The sequence below is a fragment of the Lentzea sp. DG1S-22 genome (assembly GCF_036321065.1).
Lineage (GTDB): Bacteria > Actinomycetota > Actinomycetes > Mycobacteriales > Pseudonocardiaceae > Lentzea > Lentzea jiangxiensis.
In genome coordinates, this window is record NZ_CP143276.1 from 6,353,778 (window position 1) to 6,375,846 (window position 22,069).

At 65.1% G+C, this 22,069-nt stretch carries 24 protein-coding genes and 1 tRNA gene; 15 read left to right on the forward strand and 10 right to left on the reverse strand.

The annotated features are described in order from the left end of the window. Positions 1–98 precede the first annotated feature (98 nt). The 3 genes from V1227_RS29835 (at position 99) to V1227_RS29845 (ending at position 2,720) form a co-directional block, all read left to right on the forward strand. Complete coding sequence (locus tag V1227_RS29835) at positions 99–659, forward strand: alcohol dehydrogenase catalytic domain-containing protein (protein ID WP_329788682.1); 561 nt, start codon at positions 99–101, stop codon at positions 657–659. Continuing rightward, positions 617–1,048, forward strand: a complete 432-nt coding sequence (locus tag V1227_RS29840; RefSeq protein WP_329788683.1) for a zinc-binding dehydrogenase — start codon at positions 617–619, stop codon at positions 1,046–1,048. Before V1227_RS29835 ends, V1227_RS29840 begins: the two co-directional genes overlap by 43 nt. A gap of 229 nt (positions 1,049–1,277) precedes the next feature. Beyond that, the gene (locus tag V1227_RS29845) at positions 1,278–2,720 is read left to right on the forward strand and encodes an MDR family MFS transporter (protein WP_329788684.1); all 1,443 of its coding nucleotides are present in this window, start codon (positions 1,278–1,280) and stop codon (positions 2,718–2,720) included. A gap of 461 nt (positions 2,721–3,181) precedes the next feature. Here the strand turns inward: V1227_RS29845 and V1227_RS29850 are convergent, their stop codons facing one another. From V1227_RS29850 to V1227_RS29860, 3 genes are all read right to left on the reverse strand, one after another. After that, complete coding sequence (locus V1227_RS29850) at positions 3,182–3,913, reverse strand: DUF7873 family protein (RefSeq protein ID WP_329788685.1); 732 nt, start codon at positions 3,911–3,913, stop codon at positions 3,182–3,184. Between the two features lie 220 nt (positions 3,914–4,133). After that, positions 4,134–5,051: a DUF6346 domain-containing protein gene (locus tag V1227_RS29855; protein WP_329788686.1), complete on the reverse strand. Its 918-nt coding sequence runs from the start codon at positions 5,049–5,051 to the stop codon at positions 4,134–4,136. 924 nt (positions 5,052–5,975) lie between these two features. After that, entirely contained in the window at positions 5,976–6,305 is a 330-nt protein-coding gene (locus tag V1227_RS29860; RefSeq protein ID WP_329788687.1) for a hypothetical protein, read from the reverse strand. 665 nt (positions 6,306–6,970) lie between these two features. Between V1227_RS29860 and V1227_RS29865 the strand changes: the two genes are divergently transcribed. Beyond that, entirely contained in the window at positions 6,971–8,239 is a 1,269-nt protein-coding gene (locus V1227_RS29865; protein WP_329788688.1) for a hypothetical protein, read from the forward strand. Between the two features lie 26 nt (positions 8,240–8,265). On the opposite strand, the gene V1227_RS29870 is transcribed toward V1227_RS29865, so the two are convergent. Genes V1227_RS29870 through V1227_RS29885 form a run of 4 tightly spaced genes read right to left on the reverse strand, consistent with a single transcriptional unit; the run spans position 8,266 to position 11,154 of the window. After that, positions 8,266–8,784 carry a HEPN domain-containing protein gene (locus V1227_RS29870; RefSeq protein WP_329788689.1) on the reverse strand — a complete coding sequence of 173 codons (519 nt, stop codon included), beginning with the start codon at positions 8,782–8,784 and terminating at the stop codon, positions 8,266–8,268. Further along, positions 8,781–9,881: a DUF262 domain-containing protein gene (locus V1227_RS29875; protein ID WP_329788690.1), complete on the reverse strand. Its 1,101-nt coding sequence runs from the start codon at positions 9,879–9,881 to the stop codon at positions 8,781–8,783. The genes V1227_RS29870 and V1227_RS29875 overlap by 4 nt, the downstream gene beginning before the upstream one ends. A gap of 49 nt (positions 9,882–9,930) precedes the next feature. After that, entirely contained in the window at positions 9,931–10,401 is a 471-nt protein-coding gene (locus V1227_RS29880; RefSeq protein WP_329788691.1) for an NUDIX hydrolase, read from the reverse strand. 9 nt (positions 10,402–10,410) lie between these two features. Beyond that, positions 10,411–11,154 (reverse strand): DUF5919 domain-containing protein, encoded by a 744-nt coding sequence (locus V1227_RS29885; RefSeq protein WP_329788692.1) that lies wholly within the window; start codon positions 11,152–11,154, stop codon positions 10,411–10,413. A 239-nt stretch (positions 11,155–11,393) separates the two neighbouring features. On the opposite strand from V1227_RS29885, the gene V1227_RS29890 reads away from it, so the two are divergent. The 8 genes from V1227_RS29890 to V1227_RS29925 all read left to right on the forward strand — a co-directional run bounded on the left by V1227_RS29890 (position 11,394) and on the right by V1227_RS29925 (position 17,161). Beyond that, positions 11,394–11,777: a plasmid replication, integration and excision activator gene (locus V1227_RS29890; RefSeq protein WP_329788693.1), complete on the forward strand. Its 384-nt coding sequence runs from the start codon at positions 11,394–11,396 to the stop codon at positions 11,775–11,777. Then, complete coding sequence (locus V1227_RS29895; protein ID WP_329788694.1) at positions 11,777–12,022, forward strand: hypothetical protein; 246 nt, start codon at positions 11,777–11,779, stop codon at positions 12,020–12,022. Before V1227_RS29890 ends, V1227_RS29895 begins: the two co-directional genes overlap by 1 nt. Beyond that, complete coding sequence (locus V1227_RS29900; protein WP_329788695.1) at positions 12,009–12,269, forward strand: AMED_5909 family protein; 261 nt, start codon at positions 12,009–12,011, stop codon at positions 12,267–12,269. The genes V1227_RS29895 and V1227_RS29900 overlap by 14 nt, the downstream gene beginning before the upstream one ends. A 222-nt stretch (positions 12,270–12,491) precedes the next feature. Then, positions 12,492–12,710 carry a hypothetical protein gene (locus tag V1227_RS29905; protein WP_329788696.1) on the forward strand — a complete coding sequence of 73 codons (219 nt, stop codon included), beginning with the start codon at positions 12,492–12,494 and terminating at the stop codon, positions 12,708–12,710. Then, a complete protein-coding gene (locus V1227_RS29910) occupies positions 12,707–14,170 on the forward strand; it encodes an FtsK/SpoIIIE domain-containing protein (protein ID WP_329788697.1) in 1,464 nt (487 codons plus the stop codon). Before V1227_RS29905 ends, V1227_RS29910 begins: the two co-directional genes overlap by 4 nt. Positions 14,171–14,196: 26 nt before the next feature. Continuing rightward, positions 14,197–15,771 carry a replication initiator gene (locus tag V1227_RS29915; protein WP_329794146.1) on the forward strand — a complete coding sequence of 525 codons (1,575 nt, stop codon included), beginning with the start codon at positions 14,197–14,199 and terminating at the stop codon, positions 15,769–15,771. A gap of 17 nt (positions 15,772–15,788) precedes the next feature. Beyond that, positions 15,789–15,983 (forward strand): helix-turn-helix domain-containing protein, encoded by a 195-nt coding sequence (locus V1227_RS29920; protein WP_329788698.1) that lies wholly within the window; start codon positions 15,789–15,791, stop codon positions 15,981–15,983. Further along, positions 15,983–17,161 carry a site-specific integrase gene (locus V1227_RS29925; protein ID WP_329788699.1) on the forward strand — a complete coding sequence of 393 codons (1,179 nt, stop codon included), beginning with the start codon at positions 15,983–15,985 and terminating at the stop codon, positions 17,159–17,161. Before V1227_RS29920 ends, V1227_RS29925 begins: the two co-directional genes overlap by 1 nt. Positions 17,162–17,239: 78 nt before the next feature. Here the strand turns inward: V1227_RS29925 and V1227_RS29930 are convergent. Beyond that, positions 17,240–17,315, reverse strand: a tRNA-Lys gene (locus V1227_RS29930). A gap of 270 nt (positions 17,316–17,585) precedes the next feature. Between V1227_RS29930 and V1227_RS29935 the strand changes: the two genes are divergently transcribed. Continuing rightward, positions 17,586–18,704, forward strand: a complete 1,119-nt coding sequence (locus V1227_RS29935; RefSeq protein ID WP_329788700.1) for a serine hydrolase domain-containing protein — start codon at positions 17,586–17,588, stop codon at positions 18,702–18,704. Next, positions 18,701–19,726: a serine hydrolase domain-containing protein gene (locus V1227_RS29940; protein ID WP_329788701.1), complete on the forward strand. Its 1,026-nt coding sequence runs from the start codon at positions 18,701–18,703 to the stop codon at positions 19,724–19,726. Before V1227_RS29935 ends, V1227_RS29940 begins: the two co-directional genes overlap by 4 nt. Before the next feature lie 5 nt (positions 19,727–19,731). On the opposite strand, the gene V1227_RS29945 is transcribed toward V1227_RS29940, so the two are convergent. Then, positions 19,732–20,640: a CobW family GTP-binding protein gene (locus V1227_RS29945; protein ID WP_236221863.1), complete on the reverse strand. Its 909-nt coding sequence runs from the start codon at positions 20,638–20,640 to the stop codon at positions 19,732–19,734. 11 nt (positions 20,641–20,651) lie between these two features. After that, positions 20,652–21,449, reverse strand: a complete 798-nt coding sequence (locus tag V1227_RS29950; protein WP_329788702.1) for an LLM class F420-dependent oxidoreductase — start codon at positions 21,447–21,449, stop codon at positions 20,652–20,654. A gap of 91 nt (positions 21,450–21,540) precedes the next feature. Here V1227_RS29950 and V1227_RS29955 point away from each other — a divergent pair, with 91 nt between their 5' ends. After that, complete coding sequence (locus V1227_RS29955) at positions 21,541–22,068, forward strand: hypothetical protein (protein WP_329788703.1); 528 nt, start codon at positions 21,541–21,543, stop codon at positions 22,066–22,068. The last annotated feature ends 1 nt before the right edge of the window (position 22,069 follow it).

Below are 22,069 nucleotides of genomic sequence, written 5' to 3' on the forward strand. Positions count from 1 at the left end.
GTCCGACCCCTAGGTGGCACCCTGCTTTCGCCCTGATTCCCGGATCCGTTGCTCCGCAACGGTTCCGGCGTCCCTACCGTCGTCGCACGAGAGCCGCCGTGCACACGAGCTTCGGTCCGCCCGACGTCGTCCAGGTGGTGGAGAAGCCGGTCCCGGCGCTCCGCCGGGACGACGTCCTGGTCAAGGTCCACGCGACCACCGTGACGTCGGCCGAGTGCGCGATGCGCCGCGGCGAACCCCGGTGGGGTCGCGTGGTCCTCGGCCTGCGCCGGCCGCGTCCCCGGCTGCGCACGCTGGGCCTCGAGGTGGCGGGCGTGGTGGAGTCCGCCGGTTCCGGTGTGACGCGGTTCCGTCCCGGTGACCAGGTCTTCGGGTTCACCGGCTTCTCGGTGGGCGGCCACGCCGAGTACGTCCGCCTCCCCGCCGAGGGCTCGTTGTGCCGGAAGCCGGAGAGCGTGACCTTCGCCGAAGCCGCCGCGATCGTGGACGGCGCCACGACAGCGTTGTTCTTCCTGCGTGACAGGGCGGGTGTCCGGCCGGGCAGCGGGTGCTGGTCAACGGCGCCTCCGGGAGCATCGGCACCTACGCCGTCCAGCTGGCCAAGCACCTGGGCGCCGTGGTCACCGCCGTCTGCGGCCCGTCGAACGTCGAGCTGGTGAGGTCCCTGGGCGCCGACGAGGTGGTCGACTACACGAAGCGCGACTTCACCGCTGACCTGGACACCTATGACGTCGTGTTCGACACGGTGACCAAGTCGTCGTTCCGCCGTTCGCGCCGCGCCCTGCGCCGTGGCGGCAAGTACCTGCCCACCTCCGGCCTGGCGAACAACCTCTGGGCGCAGGGGACGGCGTTCCTCGGCAAGCGCGTCGTCGCCGGCATGTCCGTGGACAAGCGGGCGACCCTGCCGTTCGTCAGCGCGCTGCTCGAGTCCGGCGAGCTGCGCGTCGTCATCGACCACACGTACCCGCTGAGTGACATCGCCGCTGCACACCGTTACGCCGATGCCGGTCACAAACGCGGCAACGTCGTGATAGCGGTCACTTCTTGAAAGCCGGTCGGATCCTGTCGATTCCCGCTCTCGCTGTTCGACGTGCCGGTAGACGGGCAAGCACCTGATCCGCCGGGGGCGGAATTCAGGTGAGACCGCCGCGGAGATGAGGAACACTCGGGCTCATCGATGAGTTCCACCTGATCTGCCGGTCTCCACCGGTGTCACGGGTGACGCCGGCGGCCTTGGCCGCGACGCGACTGCCAGAAACCTAGTGAGGGTCACTGACATGACTGCTGCGATCCAAGACCGACCGGACGCGAAGGCGGGCCGGACACCCCTGGTGGTGCGCCTGCTGGTGCTCGCGACGTTCGTCGTGATCCTCAACGAGACGCTGATGATCAACGCGATCCCGCGCCTCATGGAGTCGATGCACGTCACCGAACAGGCCGCCCAATGGGTGTCGACCGCGTTCATGCTCACCATGGCCGCCGTCATCCCGGTGACCGGCTGGTTCATGCAGCGCGTCACGACCCGCCAGAGCTACGCGATCGCGATGGGCGTCTTCATCGCCGGAACCGCGATCTCCGCCGTCGCACCGTCGCTCCCGGTCCTGCTCCTCGGCCGCATCGTCCAGGCCGCGGGCACCGCCGTGATGTTGCCGCTGCTGATGACCACGCTGATGACCGTCGTGCCCGAACGGGACCGCGGCCGGGTCATGGGCAGCGTGACCCTGGCGATCTCCGTGGCGCCGGCCCTCGGCCCGGCCATCTCCGGCCTGATCCTGCAGCTCGGTTCGTGGCGCCTGCTGTTCGTGGCGGTCCTCCCGATCGCCGGCGCGGTGACCTACTTCGGCCTGCGGCAGCTGAAGAACATCGGTGAGCCCGAGGTCAGCTCGCTGGACTGGCTGAGCGCGGTGATGGCCGCCCTCGGCTTCGGCGGCCTGGTCTACGGCCTGAGCCTCTTCGGCGAACGTGACTCCCACCTCGGCCCCACCCTCGGCATCGTCCTCGCCGGCGCGGCCACCGTCACGTTCTTCGTGGTCCGCCAGCTCAGGCTGCAGCGCACCGGCGCCCCGCTGATGGACCTCCGCACCCTCGGCCACCGCACCTACGGCCTCTCCCTGGCCCTGATGTGCGTCGCGTTCCTGGCGATGATGGGCGCGATGATGCTGCTGCCCCTCTTCCTGCAGAACATCCGGGCGCTCTCCCCGTTGCAGACCGGCCTCCTGCTCATGCCCGGCGGCCTCGCCATGGGCCTGCTCGGCCCCACCGTCGGCAAGCTCTACGACCGCTTCGGCAGCCGCCCGCTGGTCCTGCCGGCCTCCATCGGCCTGGTCGCTTCCCTCGCGGGCTTCACCCAGATCTCCATGACCATGCCGTACTGGCAGGTCCTCGGCCTGCACGCCCTGCTGATGGTGAGCCTCGCGGCCATGTTCACCCCGATCTTCACCCTGGGCATGGGCGCGCTCCCACCGAACCTGTACCCGCACGGCAGCTCGATCCTGGGCACGCTGCAGCAGGTGGCGGCGGCGATGGGCACCGCCTTGGTGGTGACCGTGATGTCCGCCCGAGCGGGTCAGCTGGTCACCGAAGGCGCCGCCGAGTCCGCGGCACAGCTGAGCGGCATGCGCCTGGCGTTCGTGGTCGCGACCGCCCTGGCGGTGGTCACCATCGTCGTCGCCGCTCTCCTGCCGAGCAGGACGAGCGACTCCGGCCACGCCGGTCACTGAGACACCACTTCGAGGCCCCGGATCTTCCTGGTCCGGGGCTTCTCGCCGTGCCGGGAAAGGCAGGTGGGGCCCCGGACATGTCCAGTCCAGGGCCCCGGGTTGCCGCCCATTTGCGCACACCAGCGACTTTTAAGAGCCGGATCAGTCCTTAGGTCGCCGCGCTCTTCCGTTGAGCTACGGCCGCACGAGAGCGGCCAGCAGGATTCGAACCTGCACCTCGGCGAGTCTTGTCCGTGCTCGGGCGATCTGGCGTTCGGCGGAAATGCTGAACCTGGAGCGAGAGTCTGAGCTTGATCCCGGCTTGCCTCTGCCGATTGGGCCACCCCGGCCTGCGAGTGCCGGGAGAGGGATTCGAACCCCCACTTTTCACCGAGTGGTTCAGGCTGACGTTCAGTTTCAGCTTTCACGCTCCCACGTGCGGGGAGCGCACCCCCGCGCTCCAGCGGGGGAGTCTGTGGACGCTACCGGAACAGGTAGTCGAAGACCACGTCACCGACGCGCTGGTCGGTGATCTCGAGGCTGTTGGCTTCCTCCCGGGCGAACTTCACCGCGTGCTGCAGCTTCTCGACCCGGTCGACGAGCTCGTTGACCCGCCGGGCCGGCAGCGCACCCGAGAACTTCACCGTGGTCCAGTACCCCACCGGGATGTCCTCGTAGTACACCTCGACCTGCGCCGGGTGCTTCTCCGTAGCCTCGGCCTTGACGTGGTTGCGCGGCACCTTCTTGGTGCGGATCGTCCGAACCTGCTCGGTGCGCCAGTAGTCGGCGGACTCGTCGAAGCTCCAGTCCTCCGCCGCGTCGAGCAAGGGCAGCTTCTTCACGAACGTGTGCAGGTCCGTCAGCTGCTTCTCGAGGAACAGCAGGTACGACACGGGCACGTCACGCAGCAACGGCCGCCCGTCGACCACCACGTCGGCCTTCGCAACGCAGTTGGCCCAGTCCTTGGTCGCCGTGACGTCGAAGAGCCGGGTCATCACGGCCGCCGTCCTGCGCAGCACGTCCTCGGCCTTCACCTGCACGCGGGTGGACTCCGGCGGCAACACCTCGCCGTCCTCGTCCTTCGGCTGGTACGTCCGGGAGATACCGGCCAGCAACGCGGGCTTCTGCAGCCCGTGGTGCGCGTCGGTGAGGTCCCGAAGCGTGCCCCCTTTGACACTCTTCTCCACCGCGATGATCTGGTTCAGCTTCGTCATGCCGCACCCCCCTTTTGGTCCAGCGCACCGTACTTGGCGCACACCCGCGCTCGCACGCGATTTCACCAACAGGTCCACTCATCGCACGGATGCGGTCTTGTACCGAGCACTGTGGACTGTCACGCTCGGCCTCAGCCGGACCTGATCGAGGATGCTCCGAACGCTCGCGCACTCGGCTGGCGACACGAGCCCCCTTCCGGGTCGGCGAACAAGACCGAACTCATGCGCTGCTGATGTCCTCGCGGGCGTACGTCGCCTGGCTGAACTGCCCCATGGCCACGTGGATGCGGGTGGCCTGCTCGGTGCCGAACCTGCCGATCCGCACGGCATCACCGTTGCGAGGCTGGATGATCAGAACTTGGCGACGAGTCAGCCGCACCTCCTGGATCTCAGCCCAACTGAGCTGCGCACCGCGCCACTCCAGGCCGTCGGGTGAGATCGCGATCATCGGTCCTCGCACCAACCGCCACGCGACGGCGGCGATGACGAGGACGACCAAAGCCCAGGCCCCGACCGCTACACCTGTCGCGACGGCGTCGCCCTGAAACGCCGACGAGTTGTACACGAAGACACCAACACATCCGAGCAGAAAGACGAAGAACAACCACACCCGTCGGCGCCCGGCAAAGACACGAACCGTGCGATCGGGTTCCGCGGCGCTGTCAGGACGTTGATAGCGCACAGGCTTGCGGCGGGACTTGCGCTGCTCCGGCAACAACCGCCACGCGACCGCGATGTACACGTAGAACCAGAGAATGCCGAACGGCAGAAGCAGGACCATGCCCCACCCCGCGTAGGGGCGCACCGGCTGCAGGTCACCGCGGTTGAACCCATCACCAGCTACCTGCCTGCCGATGAGCTCGGGACGGAGGAAGCCTCGCGCGGTCGTGGTGACGACGTTGCCGTTGGCCTTGTTCGTGACCGTGGCGCGGCACTCGTACGCCCAGCCGAAGCCGCGCAGCGTCACAGGGCCATGCCGATCGCACGACGTGGCGACGATGATGTGGCTGGCCCCGCTCAGGTCTTCGGTCTCGACCTTGTCCGAGAAGTAGTTGAAGATCGTCGCGCCGAGCAGGTACCCGAGAACGGGGATGACCAGGAACGCGAAGATCCGGTGCAGGATGCGTACGGCTTTCATCCGCCGTTGGCTTCCTTGCGCTTCTCTTCCTGCTTCTTCACTTCCACTCCCAGATCTCACCATGTCCGCAGTTGCCGCCGTCCTTGCCTTCGTCCTCCCGGTCGCGGAACTTGATGGACCCCTTGGTCGCTTTGATCCTGAGCTCGGGCATCAACTCAGCGGGAGCGTCTTGACATTGTCTGCCCCGACGTGGTGAAGCCGACGAGCGCGCGGACCTCCACAAGCGCCAGATCTCGCCCACTCATCGACCAGAGCCACTCGTCCAACGGCTGCTGCCGTTCCTGCTCATAACCCGAGCAATGGCCGCCGGAGCACAGCCGGCCCAGCCCGACGACGGCGAATACTACGACGGCGTAGGAGGGCCACTTCTGTTCGCAGCTTTTGGCACGCCGAAACCAGGCGCTGCCGAGGGCCAAAGCCCAGGTTCGGGGCGGTCGCCCGATGCCGCAGCTTGAGAGTCCGAGGTTAAAGCGTGCCAAAGGTGTGGAAGTGATCTTGAGATGTGAAACCCCCAGGCCTGTGACCTGGGGGTTTGGTGGGCCGCCAGGGACTCGAACCCTGAACCCGAAGAGTAAGAGCACTCGCTTGGCGTTGTTCGCCGATCGTCCTCGACAGTGCTCACTACCTGCGCGGATGCGGGTTTGATCTGAGCACTATGGACGGTCGCTTCTCGACGTTTATCGACGTTTTACGAGACTAAAGCGCATCATGATCTTGGTCCTTCCGGACCGCCCACGCCCCCTGCCATCATCCCGACGCTGAGCCTCGAACGCGGCCGGTGGTGCTGGGCCAAGGCGCTCGTTCCAGCCTTGATCGCGGCGCTGCCAGCCGTTGTCATGCTCGCGGCGTCGGGGCGGCTCGGCCTAGCGCTCGTCAGGCGTCCGCCGCTGATGGCGCATCTGCGTGTCATCACGCGCGCCTGAGTCAGAAGCGGAAGCGGGCCGTGTCGCCGTCGACCCGAACCATGACAGGCGTGATAGGTGCCCCACCCTTGAGTGGCACGAGCACGAGTCCTGAGGTCATGATTGCGTCATCGGCTGTCCGGGCTTCTTCCCGATCGCCACGACGCCAGGCTTCTCTGGAGCGGTCATTGAGGGGGCGGAAGTCTTCCCATGCTGGGCCAGGCCGGAAACGGCAGTCGGACCAGAACATGTCCTGCGCCTCGAAGATCAGCGTCCCGACAAGCCGGTCTTCCAGCTTGAGCTCCCAGCTCTCTACCTGTGAATCGTTCGTCCCGTCACTGCTCGTGGCCACGCCCCAACCCTACGAGGTTCGGCCCCTGCTTGGTGGTGCTGGGCCAAGGCGCTCGTTCCAGCCTTGGCGCGGCGCTGCCGGCCATCGCCGTGTAGGCGATGCGGTAGCTGAGTGTGCCGGGTTCCAGCGGCGACTATTCAGGGCACCGGACGTGTGCCACGCGTGCGGGTATCAACCTGCTGCCTCTTACTACCGCTGGCTTGGCCGTAGCCTCGGGTGCCCCGGCGACACCTGTTGAGTCGATGGTCAGAGGCTGCCAGTTACGGACCTCTTCGAGCAACTGGCTTCCGCGGGGCTGAGGCGCCAGGAACTGCGGGGCACATGGTTCGGTGGCAAGGCGGCGCAGCCGTCGCGGCAGTCGAGCGCCGTGCACATCCGCCTGTGGTGACCGCGCTGGCGCTCGTCGGGAGTCGGGACGAATCGGAGCTCGGATCGTGCGAGCCATCAGCTGGCGTCCGGTCCGGCGCGCAGCGCCGCCCGGCCGACCGGCGGAGCGAAGCGGATGCCGGGAGTGCCGGGATGGATGTTGGCGCAGCGCCAGACCGTACGCGCCGCCAGCGGCGGCGCCTTGATCCTGTAAAGCCAAATTCGGCAGTAACAACCGCTGTCGACTATGCGATCCTTGAACAAAGCACGCCCATCGACTGCCTGCACGTGAGGTGGAAATGTCGAAGTACTGGCTACTTGAATGGATGGATGTCGAGGGAATCGGCGCGGCCGAGGGCGGTGCTAGGGCGCTTCGAGATTCAAAGGTAATGGAGCGCCTTCTCGTTCACGCAAGAAAGGCTCACGAGCATGTTATGAAGCCGATCCCAGAGGCATATCAACAGATCGTGGCGGGGACTGGTGTCGACCTATCGGGAACCTTCGACTGCGTTCACAATGAATGCATTAAGAAAAAAGTTGATGAGCTCATTCGTAGGACCTGGCATTACTTTGATAAAGTTGTTGCGGTCGGGTTGGATCCAGCCAAGTTGTTTTTGTCTGACGACAGCGACGATCGTGAACATCTAGAGGCCGAACGCGACAGGTTGATCTATTCGCATATGATCGTCGCCTTGTACATTCGAGAAATAGGTGCTGAGCAACTGCTCGTTTTCACGCCACGTCCTCCTTACTGCCTCGATCATCTGGATGAGAAGGCGAAGGAGCTAGGACTCGTCTCCACGACCCCGATGCTTGCAGAGCTACAGGAGTTCTTGCGAGATGGCTGCAAGATAAAGAGAGTCGGTATATATGAAGGACGGCAGACCTACTCGTTCACGCATCCGCGGCTGCGGATGTATCAAACGCAAAGATATGATATTGGGGCCAATGTTAATCAACGGCGGGAGCTCGAGAAGTGGGTCGAGCAGTATTCGCGCGGGTACGCAAACAGCCTGCTGTCGGACGCAATGATTGCGCGGATCAATAGTGCGGCATTGGGGCGTGTGGCTATTATGGACTCGGAGGATCTCCCGACCGTGCGCGTCAAGACTACGGTCGAAGATGCGGCCTTTAATCTTTCTCTTCCTTATGTAGAGAACCTTGATTCCAAAGAACTCCTGGCTGTTCGTGAACATGAAGCAGCTGACTTCCAAGCGTTTCAAATAGCAATCAGAAAGGCTATAAAAGTCCGCATCGATTCAATCCCTGATGCGGACGCTGAACAGGTGGCAAGCGACGTCATTGATGACGTGATCGAACCTGCTTTAATTGAGCTCAATAGGAAGATGTCTAGGGCTGTCGAAGTGCTGGAGAGGCGTTCTCTTCTGGCAATCGGTGTTAGCGTGACGCTTACTACTGTGGGTCTCCTCGCGTTCGCGCCGCTAGTGGGTCCTGGAATAATTGTTGGCGCTGGAGGCCTGATTGCGAACTACAATGATTTCCTCAAGGATAAGAAAGAGGTAAAGCTGTCTGATATGCACTTCCTTTGGCGCATAGCGAATCGCTGAACACAACTTGAATTTGTAGAGCCTTCTTACTTGGTGGGTGCATTCATTGAGTCGAATTTATTGAGCAGCCACTCGATCACCTCTTCGGCAAGCTCGAAATATGACCATGCTCGCTCGCGTGATAGCCCTTGCTGCCTGCCATGGGCGACGTCGTTGCGGACGCCAACTAGAGCGTTCAGCCGACCGCGCCTCTCTTCTTCGCCTAGAAACTCTTCAAGCTCGCTCGCGAGCTCTTTGCTAAAGCGACTTACGAGCTTGATGAGTGGATCGGCGCTCATGTTGGGCATCCTATCGAGCCAGGAAACTGCAAAATGCTGAACAGCGCCACCTGCGTTTTTATGACAGTAATCTCTAAAGATCACGCCTGACGCTTGTTCGATATAGCCTGACACGCGCACGCATAGATAGTTGCCTAGGTCGCTGGCAATCTCTGGATCGCCCACGTTCTTCGGGTCGGACCTTATGTATAGCTCTTCAAGACTTTCCTTCAAGCGCTCGATCTGGTGTCTTGCGCTTGTTGAGTGTGCAGCCTTCTTCCAGTTCACGGAACCGCCCTGAAGGCCTTTTTCGCCATGGATAGCCGACGCGTGACGCGATCTTCATCTGCGGTAGCGCGAGCAATAGAGCTTTTAAATTCCGGATTCTCGAGTAGTTTTTCGCGCGCCGCTTTTAGGGCCTCTCCATCTGTGATCGGTCCGCTCTTTAGGCGGGTTGCGATCCCAATCATCATGGCATCGGCGAATGCGGCGTTCACCTGCGATTCGGCGCGCAACGCGGGGCGTCCCAGAAGCTCGGAGGCCGTGTTGCAAGTATCTTCGAACGTGCGACGGAGTTCCTCTATATTGAGTCCTTCCATATTCTTGTGACGACCGAGAAATTCGTTCAAGAAGCCCTTCAAGGGTCGCTTATACTGACTTTCTTCTTTCCAGAAGGCCAGGAATCGAAGGATCAACTCTTGGTCTTTAAGTCGCTCGGACGGAGGTCCAAAAATGTTCCTCCATGCCGGAAATGCATTCATGTCACGAATTGCCTCCACGAGGCTTCCGTGGTAGAGGGCTACGCGGATTTCCTGTGGATAGAGATTGGTGCCTCCTGTATTCAATCGCTCAAACAAGGAGTAGACGCTTTCATTGCCGCTAACTGTCGGACTATACTTTACAACAGTGGCGTGGATGAAGGTGTTATCAAGAGTGCGCCTTAGGTCTTCTTCTAGCTCGGAGTATTTTAGTCCCTTGAAATCGTCGGCAACGTTATCAAGTACGAATTGGGCGCCGTTCTCGAGTTTCTCGTCGTAAAATCGCTGGAGAGTTCGAAGACGCTGTTGTCCGTCTAGTACCAGTAGCTTCTTATTGCGCTGTTGTACGAGAAATATGCCAGGAATGGGAAACCCGAGAAGTAGCGATTCTACGAAACGATCCATTTGGGGTCGCTTCCAGACGAACTTTCTCTGGAAACCTCCGGTTCCGGGTGTGCCGGTGGGAGCAGGGTCGAAATTCGGAACAACGATATCTCCGCTATTTAGACGCCGAACTAGACCGTGCACGTCGAAGTCGGTGCCAAAGTATGAAAGCGGCTCAAGGTCTTGTATTACCGTATCTTGATCATCTTCGGAATCTTCGACTTGTTCGTCAACTTGATCCACGGCCGCCTCGTCGAGGTTGCTATTTGTCATTCGTTACAGTCCTTTTCGGCTATGTGAAGTACGGATGTTCGCGCTTCTCGAGGGCGTGGTCAATGCGAAGTCGAATCGACGGGTGTATGTCGAGTCCGCCAAGTTGATCTAGGTCGACCCACAATACTTCCTTGGACTCGGCACTGGTCCGAAGGTCCCCGCTGACTGCTCGCGCTCGAAAGCAGATCGAGAACTCCTGGCGAATCTCTCCGTCATCGTAGGCGATGACGTGTGCAGGGTTGGAGTATAGGCCAATCAGACCGGTCACCTCGACGTTGATGCCTGTCTCTTCGAGGACCTCTCTTGCTGCGGCTTGTGTGAGAGTCTCGCCAGCTTCTTGTTGACCGCCGGGAATCGCGTACTTTTCATTATCAGTGCGCCGGATCATCAGCAGCCGGCCAGCGTTGTCTTGGACGAACGCGCTAACGGCTGGGCGGAGGCTGTTGGCCTTGGGCGCGTTCGGGTCGTGGAAGTAGTCCACGCGGGCCATATGGCTCCTTCAGAACGTTGCTGGCTTGGACAGGTTCCAGACGTGCTCGAAGCTCTCAGAGTAGGTCTCGAAGAGATCGCCCGCAGCGAGCCGCCGCAGGTGCAGGGCCGGAGCATGAGCGGCCTGGAAGCCGTAGACGTGTGTGTTGACGACCATCTCGTCGTCGAAGCGGAAGATCGAGTTGTAGAGCGTCGTCTTGTGGAAGCGCAGCTCCACTCCGTCCACGCCCACCAGCGGCCGGTAGAACGCCAGCGCGTTGCGGATGCGGGAGCCGAGTGTGCCCTTCCCCAACTGCTCCTCGTCGCTGCGCTTGGCAACCTCGCGGCTGGCCGGGTCGCCGAAGATCAGCCGGATACGTGCGCCGTTCGCGGCCTTGCCGGCCAGGTCGCGCATGAAGGTCGGGCGCTCCACGAGGAAGATGCCAGCGTGGACCAGTACCTCGACATGCCGGGTGGCGTTGGTGATGAGGTGGTCCCAGAGGTCTGGGGGGATTGAGTTGCGGTGTGGGTAGAGCTTGACCACCTCGGACTCGGTGATCTCTGCCTTCCGCTCTGGTGCGACCGCGTCCGGCCAGAGGTACGTCTCGGTCTCCTTGACCATCGACGCGATGGTATTGCGGTGACGCGGGTACGGCGCTCGGCCCTTGGTGATCCAGCGTTCGACAGTCTTCTGGTCGACGCCCGTGGCCTTGGCTACCTGCTCGTATGTGAGCCCGTTGCGCAGCAACGCGTCTCGTAGTCGCTCGTTTGCCATGATCGCTCCTCTTGGACGTCCTTGGGGACGTCAGGGACGTCTTACGTTAGTAGGGACGTCTCTAGAAGTCCCGCCATGCGGTGCTCACGTCCCGGTTTTCAGCCGAAAGTCGTAGGTGTCGAGAACTCCAGACAACCGGTCTGGACGACACCTACGACAGGAGAGCCACGATGGCGATCACAGGTGGGAGCAGGCTCCCTGCGGGTCACGACTTCGTGTTTCCCAGGGGCGCGCTCGTGATGGGCGTTGAGCCCGTGCTCAAGTTCCAGTCCGCCGAAGAGCGGGCGAAGGGCCTGCCGCCCGAGCAGGAGAAGGACAAGGAGACCGGTCTCCTCGTGTGGTCTGTGCTGGTCATCGACCAGGCCGCGGAGCGCAAGACGGACGCCGTGGTCACGGTGAAGATCTCCGCGCCTCACCAGCCGGTGCCGCCGGAGGCCATTCCCGGCACGGACGTCCGGCCGGTGGTGTTCGAGGGGCTGACGGTCACGCCGTGGATCGATGACAAGGGGTGCCGTGGGGTGCATGCGGGTGAGCGTCACCGCTGCCGCGCGAAGCTCGGCTACAGCCTGCGGGCCTCCGGCATGAAGCCGGTCGTCGGCAAGCCAGCCGCTAAGGCGGCGTGATGCCTGATCTGGTGCGCGTTCACCTGACCGACGGTGTGCCGATGCGGCCACTCGCGATGCCGTTCGCCGACCGGATCGAGATCCGCTTCGGCAACGCCTTCCCCGCCGTACTCGTCGTCGATCGGGATGTGGTCCCGCAGCTGCGGGACGTGCTCGACCAGGGATGGCGCGCTCTCCAGGCTTCGGCCGCTCGACAGGACGGGCGTCACGCCCTCGCGGAGGAGGCTCCCGATGCCCGCGACTGAGCCCATGCACTGGGGCCTCGCTGAGCAGGTTCGGACGCTGAGCGAGGCGCACGACGTGTTGAGCAAGCTCCTCCCCAACCCCAAGGCTGCTCCCGCTGTCCTGCGGGACTACTACCTCCGCTCGGCAGCCATCTACGCGCGAGTCGCTGAGACCGATCGCAGCCACCACCACGAGGCCATCTACTGGGCGAACCGTGAGCGCGAGAAGGGGGAGGCGATAAAGGACACGAAGACGACGAAGAATTAACAAAGTCCTCATTGGACGGAGCGCGTGACGCTGTTGGGTCACGTGGCGATGCCGCACGTCTTGTTGTGGTGCAAAGAGAACGTGAGACGCAGGAGCGGAACCCGGCTACCAACCTCGCCGCTCCTGCGTTGTCCACCCAACTCGGGAGTGAACAAGATGAGCGTAGAGCCTGGGCGCATTCCTGCGCCAGACAGGGCTACAAAGCAACTGCTGTGGGATCGGATGATCTCCAGCAAGCAGACCGTCTCCAACTACGTCGTGATGCTCGACGGCGGCAGCCTGGAGACGTTGGAACTCACGGCCGCGCAGGCTGAGGGTTTCGAGTGCCTGACCTGCAAGACGCAGCACACCACAGAGTCGGGAGCGTTCCGGCCCGTTGGACGCATCCCGAGCGTTGGCACTGTCTTCCAGTGCCTCAAGTGCGCTGGCGGTGTGCGATGAAGGGCAATCGTTGGGTTGATCCCGCACCGTTCGAGGGCGCACGTCCACGGGTCCCGTGGTGGGTGTGGCTACCCGGTTGGATCAAGCTCCCGCTCGCGCCGGTCGCGCTGATCTGGCTCGCCGGCCGACTAGTCGTGAAGCTCGTCCTGGTGGCGATCCGGTACCCGGTCGCGGTCACGGCCTGCCTCGGCGGCTACATCAGCTATCGCGAGTTTGGGCTGTCGTCGCTGGTCCTGGCCTTGCTGTCGCTCGTGTGTGCCTCGGCGGTCTGGTACGGGCTCGATCGTGGCTCGTTCCTGCGATACGGCTGGTACCGCGTCCTGACCGAGTGGCGGCGGCTCACGGTCTATGTGCCGCACTGGCGCACCGTGATGCGGCTGGCTGAGCTGGCTAAGGACAGTCGAGGCAGGGAGTACCGCCCGAAGCTGCGGCGCGTCCGGTCGGAGGGGTGGCGGGATAAGGTCCGGGTTCGCATGATCCCGGCGCAGTCTCCGGAGCAGTGGGAAGCGCGGCGGGACAACCTGGCGCACTCGTTCAACGCGCGGTCCTGCCGTGTGCGGGTGCTGCGGCCGAGCGTGCTTGAGCTCGACTTCATCCACTCCGATCCGCTGTCGCGTCCGGTCGCCGTGCCGCAGCTCGCCACTGTCGGGGACGTCGACCTTAAGCGCGTCGTCGTCGGCCGGACGGAGACCGGTAAGCCCTGGCGGCTGAAGCTGCTCGGCTCTCAGGTCCTCGTGGTCGGGGTGCCTGGAGCTGGCAAGGGCTCGGTTCTCTGGTCGATCGTCTGGCAGCTCGCCCCGGCCATTAAGGCGGGCATGGTCCGGCTCGTTGGGATCGACCCCAAGGGCGGCATGGAGCTGGGGCAGTGTCCGGACGCGTTCGAGAAGGTGATCTATGACAACGGGCCGGAAGGTGTTGCCCTGCTTGAAGAAATCGCTGCAGAGGTCAAGGAACGGGCGGCGCGGTATCGGGGCATCCGGCGTCTGTGGGCTCGCGGCACCGGTGAGCCGTTCACGGTCCTGATCGTAGATGAGCTGGCGGACCTGATCGCCTACCAGCCTGACCGGAACCTCCGAGAACGTGCGACGCGGGCCGTTCAGACGATCACCTCGCAGGGACGTGCTCCCGGCTACGCCGTGGTCGGCCTGGTCCAGGACCCGCGTAAGGAGGTCGTCTCCTTCCGGCACCTGTTCACCACCCGTGTTGCCTTGCGGCTGGATGAGCCGGTCCAGGTCGACATGGTGCTTGGCGATGGTGTTCGGCAACGGGGCGCGGCTGCTCACGAGATCAGCGAGAACACGCCTGGTGTCGCTTGGCTCAAGGAGGACGGGCAGCGCGAACCGGAGCGTGCGAGGGCCTTCCACGTCACGGATGCGGACCTGGTCGAGCTGGGCGTTTACCTCGCCCCGGCCACTGTGCACGAGTTCCCGACCAGCGGTGAGGGGAGGGCGGCGGCGTGACCGAGTACCTGACTCGTTCGGAGCGGATGAAGCAGCCGGCCGCGCTCGACATCGCTCGGGCCGTGGCTGAGGAGCATGGCGTCTGCGTCCGGCCGTTGGCCAAGGAGCGGATCGACCTCGACACCGGACGCGTGGACATCGTTCCGGTGCCGTGCGGCTCGACGGTCGCGAGTGTCTGCCCTACCTGCGCTGAGAAGAACCGGCGTCTGCGGATGGCGCAGTGTCGCGAGGGATGGCACCTCACAGAGGAACCGGACTTCACGCCGGACGCTCCGAGCGACGATCAGCGGGGACTGACCGCCTATCGGGCTGACCTCGTGAAGGCCTTCCGCCTGGCCCTCGATGAGGATGACGAGGTCGGAGCGGAAGAGGTTCGGGAAGAGGTCGCGGAGGTCGACGCCGAACTTCGGCAACTCGGAGTCCGCGGTTCACTCCCCTCCCTGGAAATGCCGCTCAAGCCATCTCGGAAGCGGTCGACCAGGCGGCGGCAGGATGCGCCCAACCTGCCTCGGCGGCCGGTCAGCAAGCGCACGGTCGGCAAGGTCTTCGCGGGCAAGTACCAGCCCTCGACGTTCCTCACGCTGACGCTCGACACCTACGGCAAGGTGCGCAGCGACGGCACGCCTGTTGACCCGGCCACCTACAACTACCGGCGTGCTGCTCGGGACGCGGTGCACTTCGCGGCGCTGCTCGATCGGTTCGTCCAGAACCTCCGCAGGTGCGTCGGCTGGGAGGTCCAGTACTTCTCGACGGTCGAGCCACAGCGGCGGTTAGCTCCGCACTGGCATGCGGCTGTTCGGGGCACGATCTCGCGGGCGGAACTGCGGGCAGTCGCAGAGGCCACGTACCACCAGGTCTGGTGGCCTGAGCACGACGAGATCAAGTACAGCGGCGACCACCTGCCGGTGTGGGATGTGCGGGCCAAAGGGTTCGTTGATCCGCAGACGCGGAAGGCATTGCCTACCTGGGAAGACGCGCTCGACCAGGTGGAGCGGCCCGCGCACGTGGCGCGCTTCGGGGTGCAGGTGCACTCCAACGGCATCCTCGGCGGCACCGAAGAGGCCGGCCGCCACATCGGATACCTGACGAAGTACCTCACGAAGAGCATCAACGAGTGCTTTGAGGCGCAGACGGCCCGCCAGGAGGACCACGCCGAACGCCTGTGCGCTGAGCTCGCGGTCACGCCCTGCTCGCCGAACTGCCCGATCTGGCTTCTCTACGGCGTCCAGCCTCGGGGAGCGCGGCTGTCCACGGTGCCCGGCAAGTGCAAGGGGAAGGCGCACAAGCGGACCACGCTCGGTGTTGCTGGGCGGAGGGTGCTCGTGTCGCGGAAGTGGTCTGGGAAGTCGCTCGCCGACCACAAGCACGACCGGAAGACGTTCGTTCGGCAACTGCTCGCGGACGTCGGCATCAAGCCCGAAGACCAGCCTCAACGGGTCGTCTGGAACAACGTCGAGCCCGGTGACCCGAACGTGCCGCCTCGAGCACATCTGCTCTTGAGTGCCGTCGCTGAGCGGCGGAGGTGGAAGGCCGAATACACGGCCGCGCTGCTCGCATCTGCCGGACCTCCGGGGAGTTCGGCAACTCCACACGCTGCTTGATCTAAAGGGGGAACATCATGGAGACACACCAGTTTGAGCCACTGTGGACAGTCAGCGACGTTGCGGCCTACCTGAACGTCCCGGTCCACACGCTCTACGGCTGGAGGACCAAGAACTACGGCCCGCCCGCACGGCGCTTGGGGAAGCACCTGCGGTATCTGCCGTCCGAGGTGCGTAGCTGGTTCGAACACCTGCTTGAGGAGGTGGCGTGATGGCTCGTCCGCCGCTCGACATCGGTACGTACGGCAAGATTCGTTGCAATCAAACGGAAGCAGGCTGGACGGCCGTCGCGAACTACCGCGATTTCGACGGTAAGACGCGGCCGGTGCTTCGGAGAGGGAAGACCAAGCCTGAGGCTGAGCGGAGGCTCAAGAAGGCGCTCGCTGAGCGCAAAGGCCCAACGGGAGACTCGTTGACGCCAGACAGCCGGTTCAAGGACGCGCTCGACGCGTGGCAGGTGAAGTTCCAGAAGTTCGTGGACATGGGCAAGCGGTCGCCGAGCAGCCTCGACACCTACCGGAGCATCCTCGGCCGGCATGTCCTTCCGGGCCTCGGTGAGCTGCGGATTCGTGAGATGACGGTCGCCCGGATCGATGCGTTCCTGGGCGCGCTGTGGCGGTCGGTCGGGGTCGACAGTGCCAAGACGGCGCGCTCGGTGATCTCGGGTGCCCTGCGGATCGCGGTGCGGGATCGGGCGCTCGACACGAACCCCGTGAGGGACACGGACCCACTGGAGAGCGGGCGGAAGAAGAGCCCGAGGGCGCTCACGCGGGAGGAGCGTCTGTTGTGGCTGGAGGTGCTGGAGTCCGACCCGGTCGCGGTTCGGAAGGATCTGCCTGACCTGTCGCGGTTCATGATGGCCACGGGTGTGCGGATCGGTGAGGCGCTGGCCGTGTACTGGGACGATGTCGACTTCGAGGCCGGAACGGTTGACGTGAACTACACGGTCATCCGGGCTGCTGGGCTCGGGCTGATCAGGAAGTCGACCAAGACGGAGGCGGGAGAGCGGACGCTGCCGCTGCCCAGGTGGGCGCTCGACATGTTGCGGCGGCGTCGTGCAGCCACGCTGTTCCCGGACGGGCCGGTCTTCCCGAACAGCCTCGGAGGCCTGCGCGACCCGTCGAACACCCGCAGGGACATTCGCAAGGCTCGCGGAGGGGACGAGTTCGCCTGGGTGACCTCGCACGTCTTCCGGAAGACGGCCGCCACCATCCTCGATGAGGCGGGGCTCTCCGCGCGGGTCGTCGCGGACCAGCTCGGGCACGCGCGGCCGTCCATGACCCAGGACACCTACCTGGCTCGGAAGGCGGTCGATCGGAAGGCCGCTGACGCGTTGGAAGGGGCGCTCGACCGGCCTGAGCAGGGCGTACCCAAGAAGCGCGCAGATTGAGAGTCAGGGAGTAAAGCGCATCAAAGGCGTATCAGCGATCACCCAAAGCGAAACCCCCAGGCCTGTGACCTGGGGGTTTGGTGGGCCGCCAGGGACTCGAACCCTGAACCCGAAGATTAAAAGTCTCCTGCTCTGCCAATTGAGCTAGCAGCCCTCGCCGGCACAGCCTACCGATCTCCCCCTCCGCATGTCCTCCGGGTTGCCCGCCTGGCGCAGACGGGCGCAGACGGGCGCGAGCCCAGCCGACCGGCGCTGCGAAACGGCTGGCCGGCATCGGCCACGCCAGGCAAGGCCCGACCACCGCAGAACGACGTCCAAGGCCAGGAGGTAGAGCCTGCTCCACCCCGAGGACGGAAGCGTGCGCGACTGCGCCGGCACCCCCTCGGTTGGAAGTCTGTCCTCACCACGGCAAGGGGAGGAAGAGATGAAGAAGACGCTGGTAGGGGTTCTGGCGACGGCCATGCTGTTCACCGGGACGGCCATGGCCGCGCCATCGACCACGGTGCAGAAGCAGCTCGACGGGCTCACCAAGCAGCACGAGTTCCCGGCTGCGCTGGCCACGGTCACCGAGAACGGTGGCAGGACGACGCACTACGTGTCGGGCACGGCCGAGTTGGGCAAGCGGGTGCCGGTGCCGCGCAACGGGCAGGTGCGGGCCGGGTCCAACACCAAGGCGTTCGTGGCAGCGGTGGTCATGCAGCTCGTCGGGGAAGGCAAGGTCGAGCTCGACAAGCCGATCAACCACTACCTGCCGAAGGCGGTCAAGGACGATCGGATCACCGTCCGGCAGCTGCTCAACCACACCAGCGGTCTTGCCAACTACACGGGTCACCTGGGCCTCGAGAAGTTCGAGGAGGTGCGGCACCGCTACTTCGAGCCGCGTGAGCTGCTCGACGCCGGCAACGCGCATCCCGTCACGAACGAGCCCGGCGTGAAGTTCAAGTACAGCAACACGAACTACGTGCTGCTCGGGCTGCTCATCCAGAAGACGACCGGGCGGCCGGTCGCGGAGCAGGTGGAGCAGCGGATCATCAAGAAGCTGAACCTCCGGGACACCTACTGGCCCGGTGTCGGCGACGAGACCATCAAGGGCAAGCACGCGCGCGGGTACTCGAAGACGGGCAACGGCATCGAGGACGTCACCGAGATGGACCCGAGCTGGGGCTGGGCCGCGGGGCAGATCATCTCCACGACCAAGGACCTGAACACCTTCTACCGCGGGCTGCTGAAGGGTGACCTGCTGAAGAAGGCGCAGCTCGACGAGATGAAGAAGACCGTCGACACGGCCGGCGAGATGTGGCCGGGTGTCGAGTACGGGCTCGGGATCGCCAGTGCGCCGCTGTCCTGCGGTGGCCGTTCGTGGGGTCACGGTGGTGACATCCACGGTTACGAGACGCGCGGTGGTGTCACCGAGTCCGGCCGGGCGTTCTCCGTTGCCGTCACGGCGTTGCCGGGCACGTTCCAGGACACGCCCGAAGAGGCCAACGCGGCCCACGACGCCATGCTCGCCGCGGTTGACGCCGCCCTGTGCGGTGCCAAGTGATCGCCGCCGTCGCCGCCGCCGCGGCGCTCTCCCTCCTCGTTCCGCAGCAGCTCGACCAGATCGTCCGGGACGGCTCGCCGGGGGTCGAGGCCCACGTGCACGGCCGCGACCTCGCGAGGGGCGGCGCGCCGCTCAACGGGCAGGTGCGGATCGGCAGCATCACCAAGTCGTTCGTGGCTGTCGCGACGCTGGAGCTGGTCGCGGAGGGCAAGGTCTCGCTCGACGAGCCGGTCAACCGGTTCGTGCCGCACGTCGCGGACCGCCGCATCACCGTGCGCCAGGTCCTGCAGCACACCAGCGGCCTGCCGGACTACGTGGTCCAGGTCGGCGTCCCGAAGATCGCGGACATCCGCGACAGGTACTTCGCGCCGCACGAGCTGCTCGACGCCGCGCTCGCACAGCCGGTGAGCTTCCAGCCGGGCGAGAAGTACGGGTACAGCAACACGAACTACGTCGTGGCCGGCCTGCTGATCCAGAAGGTCACCGGACGCCCGGTCGGCGAGGCGCTCGACGGGGTGATCAGGAAGGCGGGCTTGAAGGACACCTACTGGCCGGGGCAGGGCGAGCAGCGCATCCGCGGTCGGCACGCCCAGGCCTTCGCGCTGAGCGACCTGCTCGACCCGAGGTCGAAGGTGGTCGACGCGACCGACATGGAGACGTCCGCCGCGTGGGCGTCCGGTGCGATGGTCTCCACTCCCCGGGACGTCGCGAAGTTCTTCAAGGCCCTGCTCGGGGGCGAGCTGCTGCCGAAGGCGCAGCTCGACGAGATGCGCAAGACCGTCGCGGTGGACGAGAAGAGCGCCTACGGGCTCGGCCTGGAGAGCACCGAGCTGAGCTGCGGCGGGGTCTGGTGGGGCCACGGCGGCTCAATCCACGGGTGGGCGTCGCTGGGTGGGGCGACGGACGGCGGCAAGTCGGCCGCGATCACGCTCACCGCGTTGCCCGGCACGTTCGGCGACGACCCGGCCAAGAAGTTCCAGCAGGTGTTCGACGTCGTGGACACCGCGCTCTGCAGGAAGTAGCGACGTCAGCGGGCGTACCGGAGCACCCAGAGCATGTCCTGCTCGGTCACCGGTCCGTCCGCGACGCACGCCAGCAGCCAGTCCGTCAGCGACTCCGGATCGATGCCCGCCCCGATCAGCACCAGCTGCGTCGGGGCTTCGTCGACCGGGGTGAACGACACGTACGCGCCGACGGTGTGCAGCATGAAGGTGCCGAGGGGGAACCGCACGAAACCCTTGGCGCGGAACAGGCCTTCCGGCCGCGCGCTCAGGAAGTCCATGAACAGCTTGGGGTGCAGCGGCTCGTCGCACTCGAAGGACACGCTGTCGTACGAGGCGTGCGCGTGCGTCGAGTGGTCTTCCAGGTCGTCGAACGACAGCTGCCGCGGTCCCGTGTCCGGCGGCCGCACCTCGAACAGCAGCGCCGGGTCGATCTGCCCGTACGTGACGGGGAGCACCGGAGCCGAGCAGGGCAGCGACGGCAGCGACGAGACCCGGTCGACCTTGTTCAGCACCACCAGGTCGGCCAGTGCGAGGTCGCGCTCGAGGTGCGGCACGGCGCCGAGCTCCACCGCGTCGACCACGTAGATCAGCCCGCCGTACGAGACACCGGGCGCCTGCAGCACCATCCGGACCATGGCGGCGGGCTCGGCGAGCCCGGACGCCTCGATCACGATGACGTCCAGGTCCGCCGAGGCCAGCTTCTCGAGCATCGAGTCGAGCTCGGAGCCGTCGACCGCGCAGCACAGGCAGCCGTTCGACAGCGTCACCATCGAGTCGACCTGCGCGGACACGGCGAACGCGTCGATGTTGATCCGCCCGAAGTCGTTCACCACGACGCCGATCCGCGTGCCGCCGGAGGTGCGCAGCAGGTGGTTGAGCAGGGTGGTCTTGCCGGAACCGAGGAAGCCGGCGAGCACGACTACGGGGATCACGACGCCCCAGGCTAGCCGGTGAACTCCGAGTTCCTCTTCAAGACCTCGTCCACCGTGCCGTCGAAGATCGGCGGGTAGATCACCAGCTCGTCGACGCCGAGGTCCTCGTACTCGCGGACCACCGCCGCGGTCAGCGGGACCTGCGCGGACACGCTGATCCGGAAGCCGTCGGGCCGCGAGGGGAACCGGGCGAGGTGGCCGCGGATCTCGTCGGGCGTGCCGATGCCGAACCACCCCTGCGCACGGGTGACGGCCCGCCGGAACGCCGACGGGCTGTGGCCGCCGACGACCACGCGCACGTTCGACGGCCGCGGGTGGGCGTCGACACCGGAGAACGACACGAACTGGCCGGAGAACGACGGTGCGGGCGCGTGCCAGAGCTGGTCCATCGCGTCCAGGTACTCGTCCGTCCGCTTGCCGCGGTCGTCGAACGGCACCCCGACCGCCGTCATCTCCGGCTCGAGGTACCCGGCGCCGACGCCGAGCGTGAACCGGCCGCCGCTCAGCAGGTCGAGCGACGCCACCTGCTTCGCGAGCACCACCGGGTTGCGCTGGGGCAGGATCACGATGCCGGTCGCGAGCTCGATCCTGGACGTGATCGCCGCCACGTAGCTGAGGTGGGCCAGCGGGTCGACGATCACGGTGTCCGGTTCGGACGGTGACGGGTCGACGCGCGGTGACGGCAGCACCACGTGGTCCGACGCCCACCACGAGCGGTAGCCGAGCGACTCGGCCAGTTGGGCCAGTCGCCGCGTCTCGTCCGGTCGAGCCGTGCCACCGATGTTGAGCCCCTGCACCCCGATGTCCATGACCGGCGCAACGATCGATCTGCGTCGATCATTCCCGGTGGTGCAACGGATTCGGACTTTCGCGCATCTGAGTGGCGAAGAGGGGGTGGAGATGGCCGAGTTCCTGGCTGCCGCGGTGGCGTTCCCGACGGTGCTGTTCAGCCTGCTGCTGCTGGTGGTGCTGGCGTACTGGCTCACGGTGGTGCTGGTGGGACTGGACTTCGACGCCCCGGTGCTCCCGATCTCGATCTCGTTGTTCGTCGTGATCACGTGGTTCGCCGCGCTGGTCGGCACGGTGCTCACGCCGGAGGGCTCGCTGCGCTACGCCGTTCTCGCTGCCGCGCTGCTCGTGGGCGCACTCCTCACCAAGATCGTGCTGATTCCGGTCAGGAACTGGACCAGGCCGGAGAAACCCGCGTCCCGCAACGACTTCGTCGGCCGCACGGCGGTCGTCCGGACGGCCAGGGTGACCGAGAACTACGGGCAGGCCGAGGTGACCGCCGACGACGGCGGCACGGCGGTCGTGCAGGTGCGTGCGGCGCAGAGCACCGAACTGAAGGCGGGCCAGACCGCGCTGATCTTCGACTACGACGCCGAAGGCGAGTTCTTCTGGGTCGTGGACATCACCACAGGGGGCTGAC

Excerpts from the sequence above, each read along its gene's own strand:
- V1227_RS29845 (WP_329788684.1), top strand. The coding sequence starts at position 1,278 with ATGACTGCTGCGATCCAAGACCGACCGGACGCGAAGGCGGGCCGGACA.
- V1227_RS29850 (WP_329788685.1), bottom strand. The coding sequence starts at position 3,913 with ATGACGAAGCTGAACCAGATCATCGCGGTGGAGAAGAGTGTCAAAGGG.
- V1227_RS29855 (WP_329788686.1), bottom strand. The coding sequence starts at position 5,051 with ATGAAAGCCGTACGCATCCTGCACCGGATCTTCGCGTTCCTGGTCATC.
- V1227_RS29865 (WP_329788688.1), top strand. The coding sequence starts at position 6,971 with ATGTCGAAGTACTGGCTACTTGAATGGATGGATGTCGAGGGAATCGGC.
- V1227_RS29880 (WP_329788691.1), bottom strand. The coding sequence starts at position 10,401 with ATGGCCCGCGTGGACTACTTCCACGACCCGAACGCGCCCAAGGCCAAC.
- V1227_RS29885 (WP_329788692.1), bottom strand. The coding sequence starts at position 11,154 with ATGGCAAACGAGCGACTACGAGACGCGTTGCTGCGCAACGGGCTCACA.
- V1227_RS29890 (WP_329788693.1), top strand. The coding sequence starts at position 11,394 with ATGGGCGTTGAGCCCGTGCTCAAGTTCCAGTCCGCCGAAGAGCGGGCG.
- V1227_RS29895 (WP_329788694.1), top strand. The coding sequence starts at position 11,777 with ATGCCTGATCTGGTGCGCGTTCACCTGACCGACGGTGTGCCGATGCGG.
- V1227_RS29900 (WP_329788695.1), top strand. The coding sequence starts at position 12,009 with ATGCCCGCGACTGAGCCCATGCACTGGGGCCTCGCTGAGCAGGTTCGG.
- V1227_RS29905 (WP_329788696.1), top strand. The coding sequence starts at position 12,492 with ATGATCTCCAGCAAGCAGACCGTCTCCAACTACGTCGTGATGCTCGAC.
- V1227_RS29910 (WP_329788697.1), top strand. The coding sequence starts at position 12,707 with ATGAAGGGCAATCGTTGGGTTGATCCCGCACCGTTCGAGGGCGCACGT.
- V1227_RS29915 (WP_329794146.1), top strand. The coding sequence starts at position 14,197 with ATGAAGCAGCCGGCCGCGCTCGACATCGCTCGGGCCGTGGCTGAGGAG.
- V1227_RS29920 (WP_329788698.1), top strand. The coding sequence starts at position 15,789 with ATGGAGACACACCAGTTTGAGCCACTGTGGACAGTCAGCGACGTTGCG.
- V1227_RS29925 (WP_329788699.1), top strand. The coding sequence starts at position 15,983 with ATGGCTCGTCCGCCGCTCGACATCGGTACGTACGGCAAGATTCGTTGC.
- V1227_RS29935 (WP_329788700.1), top strand. The coding sequence starts at position 17,586 with ATGAAGAAGACGCTGGTAGGGGTTCTGGCGACGGCCATGCTGTTCACC.
- V1227_RS29950 (WP_329788702.1), bottom strand. The coding sequence starts at position 21,449 with ATGGACATCGGGGTGCAGGGGCTCAACATCGGTGGCACGGCTCGACCG.
- V1227_RS29955 (WP_329788703.1), top strand. The coding sequence starts at position 21,541 with ATGGCCGAGTTCCTGGCTGCCGCGGTGGCGTTCCCGACGGTGCTGTTC.